An 18852-nucleotide genomic window follows, 5' to 3' on the forward strand; every position below is an offset into this window, starting at 1 on the left:
AGGTGGTTATGGAATTGAATACAGCGATTGCCTTTATATTAATTTTCGGTGCACTCGTATTTTTCCATGAGCTAGGGCATCTATATTTCGCAAAAAGAGCGGGTATTTTATGTCGCGAGTTTGCAATTGGTTTTGGACCAAAAATATTTTCATTTGAAAAGAATGAAACAGTTTATACAATTCGGCTACTACCTCTTGGAGGCTATGTTAGAATGGCTGGTGAGGATGCAGAAACGGTTGAATTAAAACCAGGAAAAAAAGTTGGACTCGTGTTAAATGAAAACGAAGAAGTTATGAAATTAGTTTTAGACGGGCGCGAAAAGTATCCGAATGTTCGCGTGATTGAAGTAGAGCAAGCTGATTTGGAACACAATCTCACAATTGCTGGTTACGAAGAATACGAAGAGGAATTGCAAACATTCCGTGTGAATGAAAAAGCTCGTATTGTTTCAGCAGGAGAAGAAATACAAATCGCCCCGTTTAACAGACAATTTGGTTCTAAAACGCTAGGACAGCGAGCATTAACAATCTTTGCAGGTCCTGCTATGAACTTCATTCTTGCATTTGTTATTTTTGTTATCATTGGATTGGTACAAGGTATTCCTGTTGATAAGCCGATGGTTGGGAAAGTAATGAAGGATAGTGTTGCAGAACAAGCAGGATTGAAACAAGATGATACGATTCAAGCAATCGATGGGAAAGACACGAATACATGGAAAGATGTTGTCACGATTGTACGTGAACACCCAAATAAAGAAATTACGCTTCATGTAAAACGTGACAGTGATCAATTTAATGTAAAAGTAACGCCATCAGCTGATAAAGAGGGGAAAGAAGAGGTTGGTAGAATTGGTGTATACTCTCCTGTAGAGAAATCTATTTTTGGTTCTATTAAATCAGGTTTTGAGCAGACGTATACATGGACAAAATTAATTTTTGATTCCCTTGTAAAACTAGTGACGGGTCAGTTTTCTATTAATGATTTATCAGGTCCCGTAGGAATTTATAATTTAACAGACCAAGTAGTAGATTATGGTGTTATGCGTGTTCTTAGTTTGGCAGCTGTTTTAAGCATAAACCTTGGCCTATTCAACCTATTACCGGTTCCTGCTCTTGATGGAGGACGCTTGTTCTTCTTCTTAATTGAAGCTTTGCGTGGGAAACCAATTGATCGCCAAAAAGAAGGAATGGTTCATTTTATTGGCTTTGCGTTATTGATGTTACTTATGTTAGTTGTAACGTGGAATGACATTCGGAGATTTTTCTTGTAAAATAAAGTGAAACTTGTAGTAAGTATAAAATTCACGATGTTTTTTGTGAATAGTGAATGAAATGAATAAAACTCTTAGAGTCGTAATCCCTCACCTAATTTGAGGTGGGGGGTTTTACTGCGTATTAGAGTAAATTAAAGAGGTGCGAATAGATGAAACAAAGTATGGTATTTAGTCCTACATTACGTGAAGTGCCAGCTGATGCTGAGATTAAAAGTCATCAATTGCTACTTCGTGCAGGATTCATGCGTCAAAATGCTTCTGGTATTTACAGCTTTTTACCACTGGGGCTAAAAGTATTGCATAAAGTGGAACGTATTGTTCGAGAAGAGATGGAACGAGCAGGGGCTGTAGAATTATTAATGCCAGCATTACAAGCAGCTGAATTGTGGCAAGAATCAGGTCGTTGGTATTCTTACGGTTCTGAGTTAATGCGTATGAAAGATCGTAATGATCGTGAGTTTGCACTAGGAGCAACGCATGAAGAAGTTATTACAGACCTTGTACGTGATGAAATTAAATCTTATAAAAAGCTACCGTTAACATTATATCAAATCCAAACAAAATTCCGTGACGAGCAAAGACCCCGTTTTGGTTTATTACGCGGAAGAGAATTTTTAATGAAAGATGCTTATTCTTTCCATGCGACACAAGAAAGTTTGGATGAAGTTTATAGTGGCCTATACCAAGCATATTCTAATATCTTCGCGCGCTGTGGATTGAATTTCCGTGCGGTTATTGCTGATTCTGGAGCAATGGGTGGTAAAGATACACATGAATTTATGGCATTATCTGATGTAGGAGAAGATACAATTGCGTATTCTGATACATCTGATTATGCAGCAAATATTGAAATGGCACCTGTTGTTGCTTCCTATGCAAAAAGCGATGAAGCAGAAAAAGCACTTGAAAAAGTAGCAACGCCAGATCAAAAAGCAATTGAAGAGGTTTCTGCATTCTTAAATATGGAAGCGTCAAATTGCATCAAATCTATGGTCTTTAAAGTCGATGAAAAGTTTGTTGTTGTACTTGTTCGCGGGGATCATGAAGTAAATGATGTAAAAGTGAAGAATGTCTATGGTGCTTCAGTTGTTGAACTTGCTTCACATGAAGAAGTAAGAGAACTGTTAAATTGCGAAGTTGGTTCTTTAGGACCAATTGGTGTAACAGGAGACATTGAAGTCATTGCTGACCATGCTGTAGCAGCAATTGTAAATGGTTGCTGTGGTGCAAACGAAGAAGGATTCCATTATATAAATGTAAATCCAGAGCGTGATTTCAAAGTGAGTCAATATACAGATTTACGTTTCATTCAAGAAGGAGATCAATCTCCAGATGGAAATGGGACAATCCGTTTTGCTCGTGGTATCGAAGTTGGACATGTGTTTAAATTAGGTACACGTTATAGCGAAGCAATGGATGCAACGTTCTTAGATGAGAATGGAAAAACGAAACCACTTATCATGGGATGCTATGGTATCGGGGTATCTCGTACAGTTGCGGCAGTTGCTGAGCAATTTAACGATGAAAATGGTTTGGTTTGGCCAAAAGCTGTTGCACCATTCCATGTACATGTAATTCCAGTAAACATGAAGTCTGATGCACAGCGTGAAGTAGGTGAAACGATCTACAATTCATTACAAGAACAAGGTTATGAAGTATTGTTAGATGATCGTGCAGAGCGTGCAGGTGTTAAATTTGCTGATGCAGACTTATTTGGTCTTCCAGTTCGAGTAACAGTTGGTAAAAAAGCTGATGAAGGCATTGTTGAAGTAAAAGTACGTGCTACAAATGAATCTGCAGAAGTAAAAGTAGAAGAACTTCATGCATACATTGCTAATATTTTGAAATAAGAAGAGGTACCTCCAGGTGAGGTACCTTCTATTTCTATGTAAAGTAAAAAAATAATCAGTTAAAAGGAAGAAATCTTTCCTTGCCGAAAGTTTCAATTTATAATAGCAAAGGGAAGGAGGTTGCTTATGTCGTTAACAAATGAACAACAAGAGCGATTTCAAATTTTGCTCCAGCAGTTGCAGATACCTGAAGACCTTATAAATCAATACTTACAAGGTGGAGGTATACAAAAGTTAGTTGTCGATAAAGCAAATAAAAGCTGGCATTTTGACTTGCAAGTGCCACGTATTTTGCCAACAGAATTATATGAACTGTTTGAAACACAGCTCAAGCAGTCATTTTCACATATTGCAAAAACGTCATTTGCACTAGAAACAGAGAATAAACAATTTACAGAAGAAGAGGTCAAAGCATATTGGCCACTTTGTACAGATCGAATTACTTTTTCACCTATGTTTGCGTATTTAAAAAAGCAACTTCCGCATGTAAACGGAGTGAAGTTGTTACTTGATGTGAATAATGAGTTAGAATCTACTGCGCTAAAGAAAAATCTTGCGAAATCGGTAGGGGATCAATATGAAGTTTTCGGATTTCCACGTTTTCAGCTTGAAACAAATATAAAGCAAAACGAAGAGGAAGTTCAAAAATTTCGTGAACAAACACAGCAAGAAGATCGTCAGCGTGTTATACAAGCTATGGAAGAAATGGCCAAGAAGCAAGCTGAAGAAAGTGATGTTGTACATGAAGGGCCGATTGTACTCGGTTACCTTATTAAGCCTGATGAAGAGATTACACCGCTACGCGAAATTCAAGATGAAGAAAGAAGAAAAACTGTTCAAGGTTATGTCTTCAATGTGGAAACAAAAGAGCTGCGTAGTGGACGTACGTTATTAACGTTAAAAATAACGGATTATACGGATTCTATTATGATTAAGATGTTCTCACGTGATAAAGAAGATATTCCGATGCTGCAATCCTTAAAAAAAGGAATGTGGGTAAAAGCGCGAGGTTCGGTCCAAAACGATACGTTTGTTCGTGACTTAGTAATGATTGCGAACGATATTAACGAAATAACAGGGCCTTCTCGTAAAGATAAAGCACCTGAAGGAGAAAAACGGGTAGAGCTTCATTTGCATACGCCAATGAGTCAAATGGATGCTGTTACATCAGTATCTAAGCTTGTTGCTCAAGCTGGAAAATGGGGACATGAGGCTATCGCTGTTACAGACCATGCTGTTGCACAGTCTTTCCCAGAAGCGTATTCCGCTGGTAAAAAGGCCGGTGTAAAAGTCATTTATGGTGTAGAAGCCAATTTAGTAAATGACGGTGTTCCTATTGCTTATAATGAGGCTCATCGACTACTTGCAGATGAAACATACGTTGTTTTCGACGTTGAAACGACAGGGTTATCAGCTGTATATGATACGGTTATTGAATTAGCCGCTGTAAAAGTGAAAGGCGGCGAAATTATCGATCGCTTTGAATCTTTTGCAAATCCGCATCAACCATTATCAGCAACAATCATTGAATTAACAGGTATAACAGATGATATGTTGACTAATGCACCAGAAGTAGGAGAAGTATTTAAAAAGTTTGAATCATGGATGGGTGACCATACACTTGTTGCCCATAACGCAAGTTTTGATATGGGATTCTTAAATGTTGGGTTTAAGAAATGTGGCTTAGACAAGCCGAAAAATCCAGTTATTGATACATTGGAGTTAGCTAGATTTTTATTCCCAGAGATGAAGAATCATCGTTTAAATACGATGTGTAAAAAGCTTGATATTGAATTAACGCAACATCACCGTGCAATTTATGATACGGAAGCAACAGGTTATTTACTTGTGAAAATGTTAAAAGATGTGATTGAAAAAGGTTTTGAATATCACGATCAATTAAATGACAGCATGGGGCAAGGGGATGCGTATAAACGTGGACGTCCAAGTCATATGACACTGCTTGCAACATCGGATGTTGGATTGAAAAATTTATATAAACTTGTTTCGTATTCCCATTTGAATTACTTTTACCGTGTACCACGTGTACCGCGTTCGTTGTTAAAAAAATATCGCGAAGGTATATTAGTTGGTACCGCTTGTGATAAAGGTGAAGTATTTGAAGCAATGATGCAAAAGGCACCAGAAGAAGTAGAAGAAATTGCACAGTTCTATGATTATATTGAAGTTATGCCTCCAGAGGTGTTACGTCATTTAGTAGAACGTGAACTCGTTCGAGATGAAGGACAGTTAAAAACAATTATTTCAAACTTAGTAAAACTAGGTGAAACGTTAGATAAACCAGTTGTTGCTACAGGGAACGTGCATTATTTAGATACTGAAGATGCAATGTATCGTAAAATTTTAGTGAGTTCGCAGGGCGGAGCAAACCCATTAAATCGCCATTCACTACCGCCTGTACATTTCCGTACAACTGATGAAATGTTAGAGTGTTTCTCATTCTTAGGTGAAGAGAAAGCGAAAGAAATTGTTGTGACAAATACACAAAAAATTGCAGCGTTAATTGGTGATGTTCATCCAGTAAAAGATGATTTATACACACCGAAAATTGAAGGCGCTGATGATGAAACACGTGATATGAGTTATAGAATGGCCCGTAGCATTTATGGTGACGAGCTCCCAGAAATTGTAGAAGCTCGTCTTGAAAAAGAATTAAAAAGTATTATTGGACATGGATTTGCCGTTATTTATTTAATTTCACATAAGCTTGTAAAAAAATCACTTGTTGACGGCTACCTTGTAGGTTCACGTGGATCGGTAGGGTCATCATTCGTTGCGACGATGATGGAAATTACCGAAGTAAATCCATTACCACCACACTATGTATGTCCAAATTGTAAGCAATCAGAATTCTTTAATGACGGTTCTGTAGGTTCTGGTTTTGACCTACCCGATAAAGAATGTCCAACGTGTAATGTTCCATATGTAAAAGATGGACATGATATTCCGTTCGAAACGTTCCTTGGCTTTAAAGGAGATAAGGTACCCGATATCGATTTGAATTTCTCCGGAGAATACCAACCTCGTGCCCATAACTATACGAAAGTATTGTTTGGGGAAGATTACGTATATCGTGCTGGAACAATTGGTACGGTTGCTGAAAAAACAGCATACGGGTATGTAAAAGGTTATGCAAATGATCATAACTTAACAATTCGAAATGCAGAGATTGATCGTCTTGTTGCTGGTTGTACTGGTGTAAAACGTACAACTGGACAGCATCCAGGTGGTATTATCGTTGTACCGGATTACATGGACATTTTTGACTTTTCACCAATTCAATTCCCAGCCGATTCAATAGGAGCGGAGTGGAGAACAACACACTTTGACTTCCATTCGATTCATGATAATTTATTGAAACTTGATATACTGGGGCACGATGATCCGACCGTAATTCGTATGCTTCAAGATTTAAGTGGTGTAGATCCGAAAACCATACCAACAGATGATCCGGAAGTTATGAAAATCTTCTCTGGTCCAGAATCTTTAGGTGTAACAGAAGAACAAATTAACTGTAAAACCGGTACACTTGGTATACCAGAGTTCGGTACAAAATTCGTAAGGCAGATGTTAGAAGAAACAAAACCGACAACATTCTCAGAACTTGTCCAAATTTCTGGACTGTCTCACGGTACAGACGTATGGCTTGGTAATGCGAATGAGTTAATTTATAACGGTACATGTACGCTAAGTGAAGTTATCGGTTGTCGTGATGACATCATGGTATATTTAATATATCAAGGATTAGATCCATCACTAGCGTTTAAAATTATGGAGTCGGTACGTAAAGGTAAAGGTGTTCCGGAAGAATGGGAAGAAGAAATGCGCAATAATAATGTGCCTGGATGGTATATTGAATCTTGTAAGAAGATTAAGTACATGTTCCCTAAAGCCCATGCAGCTGCTTATGTACTTATGGCGGTGCGTATTGCATATTTCAAAGTACATTTCGCGCTCTTATTCTATGCAGCATACTTTACGGTACGTGCAGATGACTTTGATGTAGAGGCAATGGCAAAAGGTTCAGCATCCATACGGGTAAGAATTGATGAAATTGCACAAAAAGGATTGGATGCAGCGCCGAAAGAGAAGAGTTTATTAACGGTATTAGAAATGACACTTGAAATGTGTGAGCGTGGCTACTCATTCCAAAAAGTTGATTTATACCGTTCGCATGCAACAGACTTTATTATTGATGGAGATTCGTTAATTCCTCCATTCAATGCAGTGCCTGGCCTGGGTACAAACGCAGCTTTTAGTATTGTAGAAGCTCGTAAAAATGGAGATTTCTTATCAAAAGAAGATTTACAACAACGTAGTAAGGTTTCTAAAACGATTATTGAGTATTTAGATAGTCAAGGTTGCCTAGGTGATTTGCCAGATCAAAACCAATTGTCACTGTTCTAGTAGGTAGGAAAAATCTTTGCAAATCAGCATTTGCTATGGTATACTATTAACCGAGATAACCATGTCATGTATATTTTGCAAAAAAGAGAGTGGGGAAACCCACTCTTTCTTGTTACTATCTATGTTTTATCTACGTAGGTAGGTGAGGCATTTCTGTCGTATATACATATTTTGTTACAAGTTTTACTTCTTAAATTTGGTAATACTAAGACAGATATTCCCTGCTTAACGGCAGGGGCTTTTGTTAGCTAACGAGAAAGAATAAGAAAGACCGTTTTTATGGGCGGAGTTCTTTTCTTTCAGATGGTACATGGCGGCAGGAAGGAGGCTGTTTATGGATAAGAAAGTCACAGAAGTTGTAGAAGCATTTGCGCAGCCGATTGTTGAAGAGTTAAATCTTGAACTTGTAGATGTAGAATATGTGAAAGAAGGAAAAGACTGGTTCCTACGCGTATTCATCGATTCTGAAAAAGGCGTCGACATTGAAGAATGCGGTGCGGTAAGTGAACGTTTAAGCGAAGCTTTAGATAAAGAGGATCCAATTCCTCATCTTTACTTTTTGGATGTATCATCTCCTGGAGCGGAACGCCCATTAAAGAAAGAGAAAGACTTCCAGCAAGCGGTAGGAAAGCAAGTGGCAATTAAAACATATGAGCCGATTGATGGTGAAAAGATGTTTGAAGGAAAGCTACTTTCCTACGATGGTACAACAATTACATTACTATTAACTATTAAAACACGTAAAAAAGAAATCCAAATTCCAATGGATAAAGTTGCAAATGCGCGACTTGCTGTTACGTTTTAGTAAGAAGGGGGATCTTCATGAGCACTGAGTTGTTAGATGCTTTGCTCGTATTAGAATCAGAAAAAGGTATTAGCAAAGATATTATTATTGATGCAATTGAGGCAGCTTTAATCTCTGCTTATAAACGCAATTTTAACCAAGCACAAAACGTTCGTGTGAGCTTTAACCCAGAAGTGGGAACAATTCAAGTTTTAGCACGTAAAGACGTTGTAGATAGTGTGTTTGATCCACGTCTTGAGATTTCTGTAGAGGAAGCAAGACAAATCAATCCGAACTACCAAGATGGCGATGTACTAGAAATTGAAGTAACGCCAAAAGATTTTGGTCGTATTGCAGCGCAAACTGCAAAACAAGTTGTAACCCAGCGTGTGCGTGAAGCAGAACGTGGTGTTATTTATTCAGAATTTAGTGATCGTGAAGAAGACATCATGGTTGGTATTGTGCAACGTCAAGATGCTCGTTTCATCTATGTAAGCTTAGGGAAAGTAGAAGCTTTACTACCTGTAAGTGAGCAAATGCCGAATGAACAATATAAACCACATGATCGTATTCGCGTATTTATTACAAAAGTAGAAAAAACAACAAAAGGACCACAAATTTACGTATCACGTACACATCCTGGCCTTTTAAAACGTTTATTCGAAATTGAAGTGCCAGAAATTTATGATGGAACTGTAGAAATTCGTTCTGTAGCACGTGAAGCAGGCGATCGTTCTAAGATTTCTGTATATGCAGAGAATACTGATGTTGATCCAGTAGGTTCTTGTGTAGGACCAAAAGGACAACGTGTACAACGTATCGTAGATGAATTAAAAGGTGAAAAGATTGATATCGTTCGCTGGTCAAATGATCCAGTTGAATATGTGGCTAATGCTTTAAGCCCATCACAAGTTGTAAAAGTACTTGTGGATGAGGATGAAAAAGCAACAACTGTTGTTGTTCCAGACCACCAGYTTTCATTAGCAATTGGTAAGCGTGGACAAAATGCACGTCTTGCAGCTAAATTAACAGGTTGGAAAATTGATATTAAGAGCGAGTCTGATGCGAAGCAACTTGGTATTGTAACAGAAGAAGACAACATGATCGCATTCGATTCAGTCGAAGACGAAATCGAATAGAGGTGATGATTGTGAGCAATCGAAAAGTTCCGTTACGAAAATGTATTGCAACGCAAGAAATGAAGTCAAAACGAGAGCTCGTTCGCATTGTTCGTTCCAAAGAGGGCGAAGTGTCTATTGATGTAACTGGAAAAAAATCAGGACGCGGTGCATATTTGTCAAAAGACAAGGAATGCATTATCCAAGCGCAAAAGAAAAATATTTTGGAACATCATCTAAAAGCGAAAATCGACAGTTCCCTTTACGAAGAGCTTCTTGAGCTTGTTGAAAAGGAGTCGAAATAAGTGTCCGATTGGAAATCATTTTTAGGACTAGCAAACCGCGCTCGGAAACTCATTTCGGGTGAAGAACTCGTTTTAAAAGAAGTACGAAGTGGCAAAGCAAAGCTTGTATTGCTTTCTGAAGATGCGTCAGCGAACACTACAAAACGTATCACTGATAAAACCACGTACTACAATATACCAATGAGAAAAGTCGAAAATCGACAACAATTAGGGCATGCGATTGGGAGAGACGAGCGAGTCGTTGTAGCTGTGTTAGATGAGGGCTTTGCGAAAAAGCTGCGTAGCATGCTCGATACAACTTACCGGGGGTGAAGGTATGAGTAAAATTCGAGTACACGAATATGCAAAGAAGTACAATATTTCAAGTAAAGATATTATTACAAAACTAAAAGAAATGAATATTGAGGTTTCGAATCATATGACAATGTTAGACGATGAAGTAGTAAACAAATTAGATAATCAGTACAATAATGGAGCAGAAAAGCCTTCTGTTGCAGATGATTTTGAAGTAGAAGAGAAAGTTGTTCGCAGTAAAAAGAACAGCAATAAGAAGAAGAAAAAAGGCAAAGGGACTGAAGACAAACGTCAAGAGAACTTTGCTGGAAGACAGCAAACACAAATTGTAGAAACACCAGATAAAATTACTTTCTCTGGAAGCCTTACAGTAGGTGACCTTGCTAAAAAATTAAGCAAAGAGCCATCTGAAATTATTAAGAAGCTCTTTATGCTAGGAATTATGGCAACAATTAACCAAGATTTAGATAAAGATACAATTGAGTTAATTGCTACTGATTACGGCATTGAAGTAGAAGAAGAAGTAATTGTAAGCGAAACTGAGTTTGAAACATTCATGGATGAACAAGATGATGAAGAAAACTTAAAAGAGCGTCCAGCTGTTGTTACAATTATGGGGCATGTTGACCATGGTAAAACAACATTACTTGACTCTATTCGTAATTCAAAAGTAACTGCTGGCGAAGCTGGTGGAATTACTCAACATATCGGTGCATACCAAGTTGATGTAAATGATAAGAAGATTACATTCTTAGATACACCTGGTCACGCAGCATTTACAACGATGCGTGCACGTGGTGCGCAAGTAACAGATATTACAATTCTTGTTGTTGCAGCTGATGACGGTGTTATGCCACAAACAGTTGAAGCAATTAACCATGCGAAAGCAGCAGGAGTACCAATTATTGTTGCTGTGAATAAAATGGATAAACCAGCAGCAAATCCAGATCGCGTAATGCAAGAGTTAACAGAATATGAACTAGTTCCAGAAGCTTGGGGCGGAGATACAATTTTTGTACCAATTTCAGCAATTCAAGGCGAAGGAATTGACAACTTGCTAGAAATGATTCTTCTTGTAAGTGAAGTAGAAGAATATAAAGCAAATCCAAATCGCTATGCAACTGGTACTGTAATTGAAGCACAGCTTGATAAAGGTAAAGGAACAATCGCGACATTACTTGTGCAAAACGGTACGCTTCGAGTTGGAGATCCAATCGTTGTTGGAACATCATTCGGACGTGTTCGTGCAATGGTAAGTGATATTGGTCGTCGCGTTAAAGTTGCTGGTCCATCAACTCCTGTTGAAATTACAGGTTTAAATGAAGTACCACAAGCAGGGGATCGCTTCATGGCGTTTGCTGATGAGAAGAAAGCACGTCAAATTGGTGAATCACGTGCACAAGAAGCATTAGTTGCACAACGTGGTGAGAAATCTAAATTAAGCCTTGAAGATTTATTCCAACAAATTCAAGAAGGCGATGTAAAAGAAATCAACTTAATTGTGAAAGCAGACGTACAAGGTTCTGTAGAAGCAATGGCAGCATCACTTCGCAAAATTGATGTTGAAGGCGTAAAAGTGAAAATTATCCATACAGGCGTAGGTGCGATTACAGAGTCTGATATCATTTTAGCTTCTGCATCTAATGCAATTGTAATTGGATTTAACGTACGTCCAGACGTGAATGCGAAGCGTACAGCTGAATTAGAAAATGTTGATATTCGTTTACACCGTATTATTTATAAAGTAATCGAAGAAATCGAAGCAGCGATGCAAGGTATGCTTGATCCAGAATTCGAGGAAAAAGTAATTGGTCAAGCAGAAGTTCGTCAAACGTTCAAAGTAACAAAAGTTGGAACGATTGCAGGTTGTTACGTAATAGATGGTAAGATTACACGTGATAGCGGCGTGCGTATTATCCGTGATGGCGTAGTAATTTTTGAAGGGCAACTTGATACGTTAAAACGTTTCAAAGATGACGTAAAAGAAGTTGCGCAAAACTATGAGTGTGGTATTACAATTGAGAGATATAATGATCTTAAAGAAGGGGACATCATTGAAGCGTACGTTATGGAAGAAGTGAAGCGATGATCATCGCTTCACTCTCATTCGAGTGTATGATTTACGATGTGCATTCTTTAAAACAGAAACGTGCAATTTTACAACGTGTGTTAACTCGTGTGAAGCAACGCTATAATGTGGCTGTTTCAGAAGTAGGACACCAAGATGTATGGCAACGTACAGAAATTGCGATTGTTTCCGTATCCTCAAATCGTGTTGTCTGTGAAAAAGAAATGAATCGTGTACTTGCRTACATTGATTCATTTCCTGAAATTGAACGTACGATAACACAATTGGAATGGTATTGAATGAGGTGAAAAGTTATGAAATTACGTGCGAACCGTGTGGGCGAGCAAATGAAGAAAGAATTAGGCGACATCATCAGTCGTAAAATTAAAGACCCACGTATTGGATTTGTTACAGTAACAGATGTGCAAGTAAGTGGGGATTTACAGATTGCCAAAGTATATATTTCTGTTTTAGGAGACGAACAACAGAAAGAAAATACATTAAAAGGCTTAGCGAAGGCAAAAGGCTTTATTCGTGCTGAAATTGGGCAGCGTATTCGCCTTCGTAAAACACCTGAAATTACCTTTGAATTCGATGAGTCTATCGCTTATGGACATCGAATTGACACGCTTTTACATGAAATTAATAAAGACGGTAAACGTGAAGAATAATGGATAGACATTTGTCTATCCATTTTTTCAATGGAAAGTAAGTTTTGCATACAAGTGCGTGTTCAAAAAGGAGGATAAAGAGAGCCGAGCAGTTCGAGGCGCGGAAGCCAGGAAAGTGCGGCGTGGAGATTGACCTACATGAGTACCGGACTGGCGACGTAACAAAGAAATGCGATAGCTATCTTTACCGGATTTTTTGAACATTCTCTACAACAGTATAACGATGAGGTGAACATATGGAAGGTGTATTATTACTACATAAACCAAAAGGCATGACGTCACATGATTGCGTATTTAAGTTAAGAAAGATATTAAGAGAAAAACGTATAGGTCATACAGGTACATTAGACCCAGATGTGACAGGTGTATTACCAATTTGTGTAGGGCGTGCTACAAAGATTGCGCAGTTTTTAACAAGTGAAACAAAAACGTATGAAGGTGAAGTTACCCTTGGTTTCTCAACAACGACAGAAGATGCTTCAGGTGAAGTTGTGGAAAAACAAGATGTAAATCGTATTATTACACGCCAAGAGGTGGAATCTGTATTAGCGGAACTAACGGGGACAATTGAACAAGTGCCGCCGATGTACTCAGCTGTAAAAGTAAACGGAAAGAAACTATATGAATATGCCAGAGCTGGAAAAGAAGTAGAACGTCCAGTACGTACGATTGCAATTCATGAATTTGCGCTACTTGATGACCGGGAAGTGTTTGAAGGAAAGGCGGTTTCATTCCGTTTCCGCGTTACGTGCAGTAAAGGAACATATGTGAGAACGTTAGCTGTTATGGTTGGTGAAAAGCTTGGTTTCCCGGCACATATGTCACATCTTGTGCGAACAGCATCAGGAGAATTTAACTTAGAAGATTGCATATCATTTGAAGAAATTGAACAAACGGTGCAAAATGGAACAGTGGATTCTATTTTTATTTCCATTGATGAAGCATTAAGTAAGTTTCCAAAAATGGTTGTAGATGATGAGCAAGCAGAAAAAATAAAAAATGGCATGTTTTTAAAGAATGAGTTGCAAGTGACAGCGCCATTTATTACAGTATTTGATACAAATGAACGTTGCTTAGCAATTTATGAACATCATCCAAAGCACCCTGGAATGTTAAAGCCAATGAAAGTACTTGTGAATAATCAGGAACTAAAGCTATAATGAATTATTGGAAGGATTATTACAGAAAAAGGTGAATTCAAGCGTGAAACTCATTCATTTAACTCATCCACATGAACAAAATAAAATAGAATTACCACCTACTGTAATGGCATTAGGATTTTTTGATGGCATTCATTTAGGGCATCAACGTGTGATTCGCACAGCAAAAAAAATAGCGGATGAAAGAGGATGTAAAAGTGCTGTCATAACGTTTCATCCACATCCATCTGTTGTCTTAGGGAAAAAGGAAGCGCATGTGGAGTATATTACACCGCTACGTATTAAAGAAAAAGTAATTGCAAGCCTAGGGATTGATATGTTATATGTGGTGAAATTCGATGAATCATTTGCTGGATTGTTACCACAACAGTTTGTAGATGAATATATTATTGGGCTAAATGTAAAGCATGTAGTAGCAGGCTTTGATTATTCATATGGACGTTTAGGAAAAGGGACGATGGAGACTTTACCATTTCATGCAAGGGGGGAGTTTACACAGACCGTGATTGAAAAAGTAGAATTTCAAGAAGAAAAAGTAAGTTCCACATCATTACGAAAGTTGATTCGTAATGGGGAAATGGAAAAAATTCCGTCTATTTTAGGCAGGTCCTATACTGTGGAAGGAACTGTCGTTCACGGAGATAAACGCGGACGTCAAATTGGTTTTCCAACAGCAAATGTTGCTTTAAAGGATGAATATCTTCTGCCACCTGTTGGTGTATATGCGGTGAGAATGAAAGTAAATGATGAGTGGCATGATGGCGTATGTAACATCGGCTATAGGCCAACATTTAAAGAAGAGCGCCAGCTTTCTATTGAAGTACATCTACTTAATTTCCATCAAGATATATATGACCAGTCTGTTGTTGTGGAGTGGCGTGTGCGTATTCGGGAAGAGAAAAAGTTTAATGGTATCGATGAGTTAGTTGCGCAGATCGCGAAAGATAAACAGACGGCGCAAGAATATTTTAGCACTGCAAAGAATATACTTGCTTTTTCAAATGAAAAGTAGTATTCTATGTTATGTACTTTATGACAACCATTGCTTGGCATTGCGACTCACCGACGCTTGCTAGGTAATTGGGGGTTTAATAATTAGGAGGTGAAATAGGATGGCTTTAACACAAGAGCGTAAAAATGAAATCATTGCACAATTTAGAACTCATGAGACTGATACTGGTTCTCCAGAGGTTCAAATTGCTGTCCTAACGGAGCAAATTAACACTCTAAACGAGCACTTACGTACTCACAAGAAAGATCATCATTCACGTCGTGGTCTATTAAAGATGGTTGGTAAACGTCGTAACTTACTTACTTACCTTCGTAATAGCGATATCACGCGTTACCGTGAATTAATCACAAAGCTTGGCTTACGTCGATAGTCAAAGAAGCGGGAATATTCCCGCTTTTTTGTTAGGTAAAAATATATCTTCTACTCTTAATAGCTTACTTAAATTTCGGTAATACTAGAGGAAGAATATTGTGATATATTATCCATTTACATAGAAGAATTGAATATTTAAAATTGAGAGGGGTACTTAAATGAGTCAAGAAAAGCAAGTCTTCTCGATAGATTTAGCTGGTCGTCAGCTAACAATTGAAACAGGCCAGCTTGCAAAACAAGCAAACGGGGCAGTATTAGTAAGATATGGCGACACAGCAGTTCTATCTACAGCAACTGCATCAAAGGAGCCAAAAAATGTAGATTTCTTCCCGCTTACAGTAAACTATGAAGAGCGTTTATATGCGGTCGGAAAAATCCCAGGCGGTTTTATTAAACGTGAAGGTCGTCCAAGTGAAAAAGCAATTTTAGCAAGTCGCTTAATTGACCGACCAATTCGTCCACTTTTCGCAGATGGCTTCCGTAATGAAGTGCAAGTTGTCAGCATCGTTATGAGTGTTGACCAAGATTGTTCTTCTGAGATGGCAGCTATGCTTGGTTCTTCATTAGCATTATCGATTTCAGATGTGCCATTTGAAGGTCCGATTGCTGGCGCGACAGTTGGTCGTATTGACGGGAAATTTGTTATTAATCCAACAGTAGCACAACAAGAACAAAGTGATATTCACCTTGTTGTAGCTGGAACAAAAGATGCAATTAACATGGTAGAAGCAGGGGCTGATCAAGTACCTGAAGAAATAATGTTAGAAGCGATTATGTTCGGTCATGATGAGATTAAACGTCTAGTTGCTTTCCAAGAAGAGATTGTACAAGCAGTTGGTAAAGAAAAAACAGAAGTGAAATTATATGAAGTAGATGCTGCAATCAATCAAAATGTACGCGAAATGGCAGAGAAAGATATGCATGCTGCGATTCAAGTATATGAAAAACATGCACGTGAAGATGCAATTAACGAAGTGAAAAAGCGTGTGATTGAGCACTATGAAGCAAATGAAGCTGATGGAGAAACATTAGGACAAGTAAATGAGATTTTATATAAAATTGTAAAAGAAGAAGTACGTCGTCTTATTACAGTTGAAAAAATCCGCCCAGATGGACGTAAAGGTGACGAAATCCGTCCTTTAGCATCAGAGGTAGGAATTTTATCTCGTACGCACGGTTCTGGTTTATTTACACGTGGACAAACACAAGCGCTTAGTATTTGTACGTTAGGTGCATTAGGCGATGTGCAAATTTTAGATGGTCTTGGTGTAGAGGAATCAAAACGTTTTATGCATCACTATAACTTCCCGTCCTTTAGTGTTGGAGAAACAAGACCAATGCGTGGACCTGGTCGTCGTGAAATCGGTCACGGTGCATTAGGTGAACGTGCGCTTGAACCAGTTATTCCATCCGAGCAAGACTTCCCGTATACAGTTCGTCTTGTATCAGAAGTATTGGAATCAAATGGTTCTACTTCACAAGCAAGCATTTGCGGAAGTACGTTAGCAATGATGGATGCAGGTGTTCCGCTTAAAGCACCAGTTGCTGGTATTGCAATGGGACTTGTGAAGTCAGGTGAGCACTACACAATTTTAACTGATATCCAAGGTATGGAAGATCACTTAGGTGATATGGACTTTAAAGTAGCAGGTACAGCTCAAGGTGTAACAGCGCTACAAATGGATATTAAAATTGCTGGTTTATCTCGTGAAATTTTAGAGGAAGCATTGCAACAAGCAAAAGTTGGCCGCATGCACATTCTAGATCATATGTTATCTGCTATTGCCGAGCCTCGTAAAGAGTTATCTGCGTACGCTCCGAAAATTATTACAATGACAATTAATCCGGACAAAATCCGTGATGTTATTGGACCGAGCGGTAAGCAAATTAACAAAATTATTGAAGAAACTGGCGTGAAAATTGATATTGAACAAGATGGTACAGTCTTCATTTCTTCTATTGATCAAGAGATGAATGAAAAGGCGAAGAAAATCATTGAAGATATTGTTCGTGAAGTACAAGTAGGCGAAATTTACTTAGGAAAAGTAAAACGCGTTGAAAAATTCGGTGCTTTCGTTGGATTATTTAGTGGTAAAGACGGTCTTGTTCATATTTCTGAACTTGCACTTGAACGTGTAGGCAAAGTAGAAGACGTTGTAAAAATCGGTGACGAGATTTCAGTAAAAGTTATCGAGATTGATAAACAAGGTCGTGTAAACTTGTCTAGAAAAGTATTGCTTAAAGAAGAGCAAGAAAAAGAAGCTGCAAAAGAAGAAGCCTCAGAACAAGAAAATATACAAGAACAGAAGTAAGTAAAAAAGCCAGGATTCCTGGCTTTTTTTGTTAAATAAAAATACATTCGATGCATAGATTTTTATTAGTGAAAAGGTATAGTTTTCATAATAACGCTCAAATTAACAAGGATAAGAAGAAAATGGATTTTTCTTATGTGTATAGTTAATGGGAGGGTTTATATGAGAACTCGTATATTTGTATTCATATCTATATTCTTTCTTTGTATGGGTTTATGCTCATATTCAGCGCTAGCAAATGATGATCTTTATGAAGAAATTCAGAAACAAGCGAAGCAATATTCAATTGCACCGCAAAATGCGATAATTGATAAGATTTGGAAAGCGACGCCAGGGTATAATGGTAAAGAGGTTGATATTGAAGCGTCATATAATAACATGAAGAAAATAGGGAGGTTTGATGAGAAGCAACTTGTATATCGGGAAGTTTCACCAAGCACGCATTTAGAAGATTTATCGTATTCTCCCATTTATCGTGGGCATCCACATAAAAAAATGGTAGGATTAACGATAAATGTGGCGTGGGGAAATGAGTATCTTCCGCGTATATTAGAAACATTGAAAAAGCATGATGTAAAGGCAACGTTCTTTTTAGAAGGACGCTGGGTAAAAGAAAATTTAAGATTTGCAAAAATGATTGTAGATGCAAAGCAAGAAGTAGGAAATCATTCTTATACGCATCCGGATATGAAAACGCTGTCTAGAAATCAAATACAAGAACAATTACAAAAAACAAATCAAATTATTGAGGCAGCTACAAGTCAAAAAGTACGATGGTTTGCACCACCGAGTGGAAGTTTCCGCGATGAAGTTGTAGAAGTGGCGGGCGGATTGAAGATGGGGACTATTATGTGGACAGTTGATACAATTGATTGGAAACGTCCAGATCCTGAAGTGCTTCTTCAGCGTGTGATGCGGAAAGTACACCCAGGTGCAATTGTATTAATGCATCCGACATCTCCAACAGCTGAGGCGTTAGATACGATGATTTCACAGTTAAAAAAACAAGGGTATAAAGTAGGGAATATTACAGAATTATTAGATGAAAAACGCATTGATTAAATACATTTACATGACATTCATGTTCAAACTTGTTATCATTAAATAATAGCAATTATTTAGAGAAACTGGCATTAGGAGGAAAGTTTTTGATTAAAAAATATACTTGTAAAAATGGTGTAAGAATCGTTATGGAGAATATACC

General features: G+C 38.0%; 15 protein-coding genes. All 15 read left to right on the plus strand.

Features of this window, described 5'->3' with window-relative positions; genetic code table 11:
- Positions 1-14: 14 nt before the first annotated feature.
- The 15 genes from rseP (at position 15) to AC1DIT_RS08605 (ending at position 18710) form a co-directional block, all read left to right on the plus strand.
- Positions 15-1271, plus strand: a complete 1257-nt coding sequence (gene rseP, locus AC1DIT_RS08535; protein ID WP_016115952.1) for an RIP metalloprotease RseP — start codon at positions 15-17, stop codon at positions 1269-1271.
- 152 nt (positions 1272-1423) lie between these two features.
- Positions 1424-3124 (plus strand): proline--tRNA ligase, encoded by a 1701-nt coding sequence (locus AC1DIT_RS08540; RefSeq protein ID WP_016131881.1) that lies wholly within the window; start codon positions 1424-1426, stop codon positions 3122-3124.
- Positions 3125-3250: 126 nt separating this feature from the next.
- Positions 3251-7552: a PolC-type DNA polymerase III gene (locus AC1DIT_RS08545; protein WP_016115950.1), complete on the plus strand. Its 4302-nt coding sequence runs from the start codon at positions 3251-3253 to the stop codon at positions 7550-7552.
- A gap of 334 nt (positions 7553-7886) precedes the next feature.
- Positions 7887-8357 carry a ribosome maturation factor RimP gene (gene rimP / locus AC1DIT_RS08550; RefSeq protein WP_000359094.1) on the plus strand — a complete coding sequence of 157 codons (471 nt, stop codon included), beginning with the start codon at positions 7887-7889 and terminating at the stop codon, positions 8355-8357.
- 17 nt (positions 8358-8374) lie between these two features.
- A complete protein-coding gene (gene nusA, locus AC1DIT_RS08555) occupies positions 8375-9475 on the plus strand; it encodes a transcription termination factor NusA (protein ID WP_476998139.1) in 1101 nt (366 codons plus the stop codon).
- Between the two features lie 11 nt (positions 9476-9486).
- Complete coding sequence (gene rnpM, locus AC1DIT_RS08560; RefSeq protein ID WP_000071126.1) at positions 9487-9759, plus strand: RNase P modulator RnpM; 273 nt, start codon at positions 9487-9489, stop codon at positions 9757-9759.
- Positions 9760-10071: a YlxQ family RNA-binding protein gene (locus AC1DIT_RS08565; protein WP_001286526.1), complete on the plus strand. Its 312-nt coding sequence runs from the start codon at positions 9760-9762 to the stop codon at positions 10069-10071.
- 4 nt (positions 10072-10075) lie between these two features.
- Positions 10076-12142, plus strand: coding sequence for a translation initiation factor IF-2 (infB, locus tag AC1DIT_RS08570; protein WP_016115948.1), 2067 nt, complete (start codon positions 10076-10078; stop codon positions 12140-12142).
- Positions 12139-12420 (plus strand): DUF503 domain-containing protein, encoded by a 282-nt coding sequence (locus AC1DIT_RS08575; protein ID WP_016115947.1) that lies wholly within the window; start codon positions 12139-12141, stop codon positions 12418-12420. Before infB ends, AC1DIT_RS08575 begins: the two co-directional genes overlap by 4 nt.
- Positions 12421-12435: 15 nt before the next feature.
- Positions 12436-12792: a 30S ribosome-binding factor RbfA gene (gene rbfA / locus AC1DIT_RS08580; protein ID WP_016115946.1), complete on the plus strand. Its 357-nt coding sequence runs from the start codon at positions 12436-12438 to the stop codon at positions 12790-12792.
- A gap of 236 nt (positions 12793-13028) precedes the next feature.
- Complete coding sequence (gene truB, locus AC1DIT_RS08585) at positions 13029-13952, plus strand: tRNA pseudouridine(55) synthase TruB (RefSeq protein WP_016115945.1); 924 nt, start codon at positions 13029-13031, stop codon at positions 13950-13952.
- A 43-nt stretch (positions 13953-13995) separates the two neighbouring features.
- A complete protein-coding gene (gene ribF, locus AC1DIT_RS08590; protein ID WP_016115944.1) occupies positions 13996-14964 on the plus strand; it encodes a bifunctional riboflavin kinase/FAD synthetase in 969 nt (322 codons plus the stop codon).
- 100 nt (positions 14965-15064) lie between these two features.
- Positions 15065-15334: a 30S ribosomal protein S15 gene (gene rpsO, locus AC1DIT_RS08595; protein ID WP_001229392.1), complete on the plus strand. Its 270-nt coding sequence runs from the start codon at positions 15065-15067 to the stop codon at positions 15332-15334.
- A 160-nt stretch (positions 15335-15494) separates the two neighbouring features.
- The gene (gene pnp / locus AC1DIT_RS08600; RefSeq protein ID WP_016115943.1) at positions 15495-17648 is read left to right on the plus strand and encodes a polyribonucleotide nucleotidyltransferase; all 2154 of its coding nucleotides are present in this window, start codon (positions 15495-15497) and stop codon (positions 17646-17648) included.
- A 162-nt stretch (positions 17649-17810) separates the two neighbouring features.
- Complete coding sequence (locus AC1DIT_RS08605) at positions 17811-18710, plus strand: polysaccharide deacetylase family protein (RefSeq protein WP_016115942.1); 900 nt, start codon at positions 17811-17813, stop codon at positions 18708-18710.
- Positions 18711-18852: the final 142 nt, after the last annotated feature.

Source organism: Bacillus sp. 05T22 (assembly GCF_056396765.1).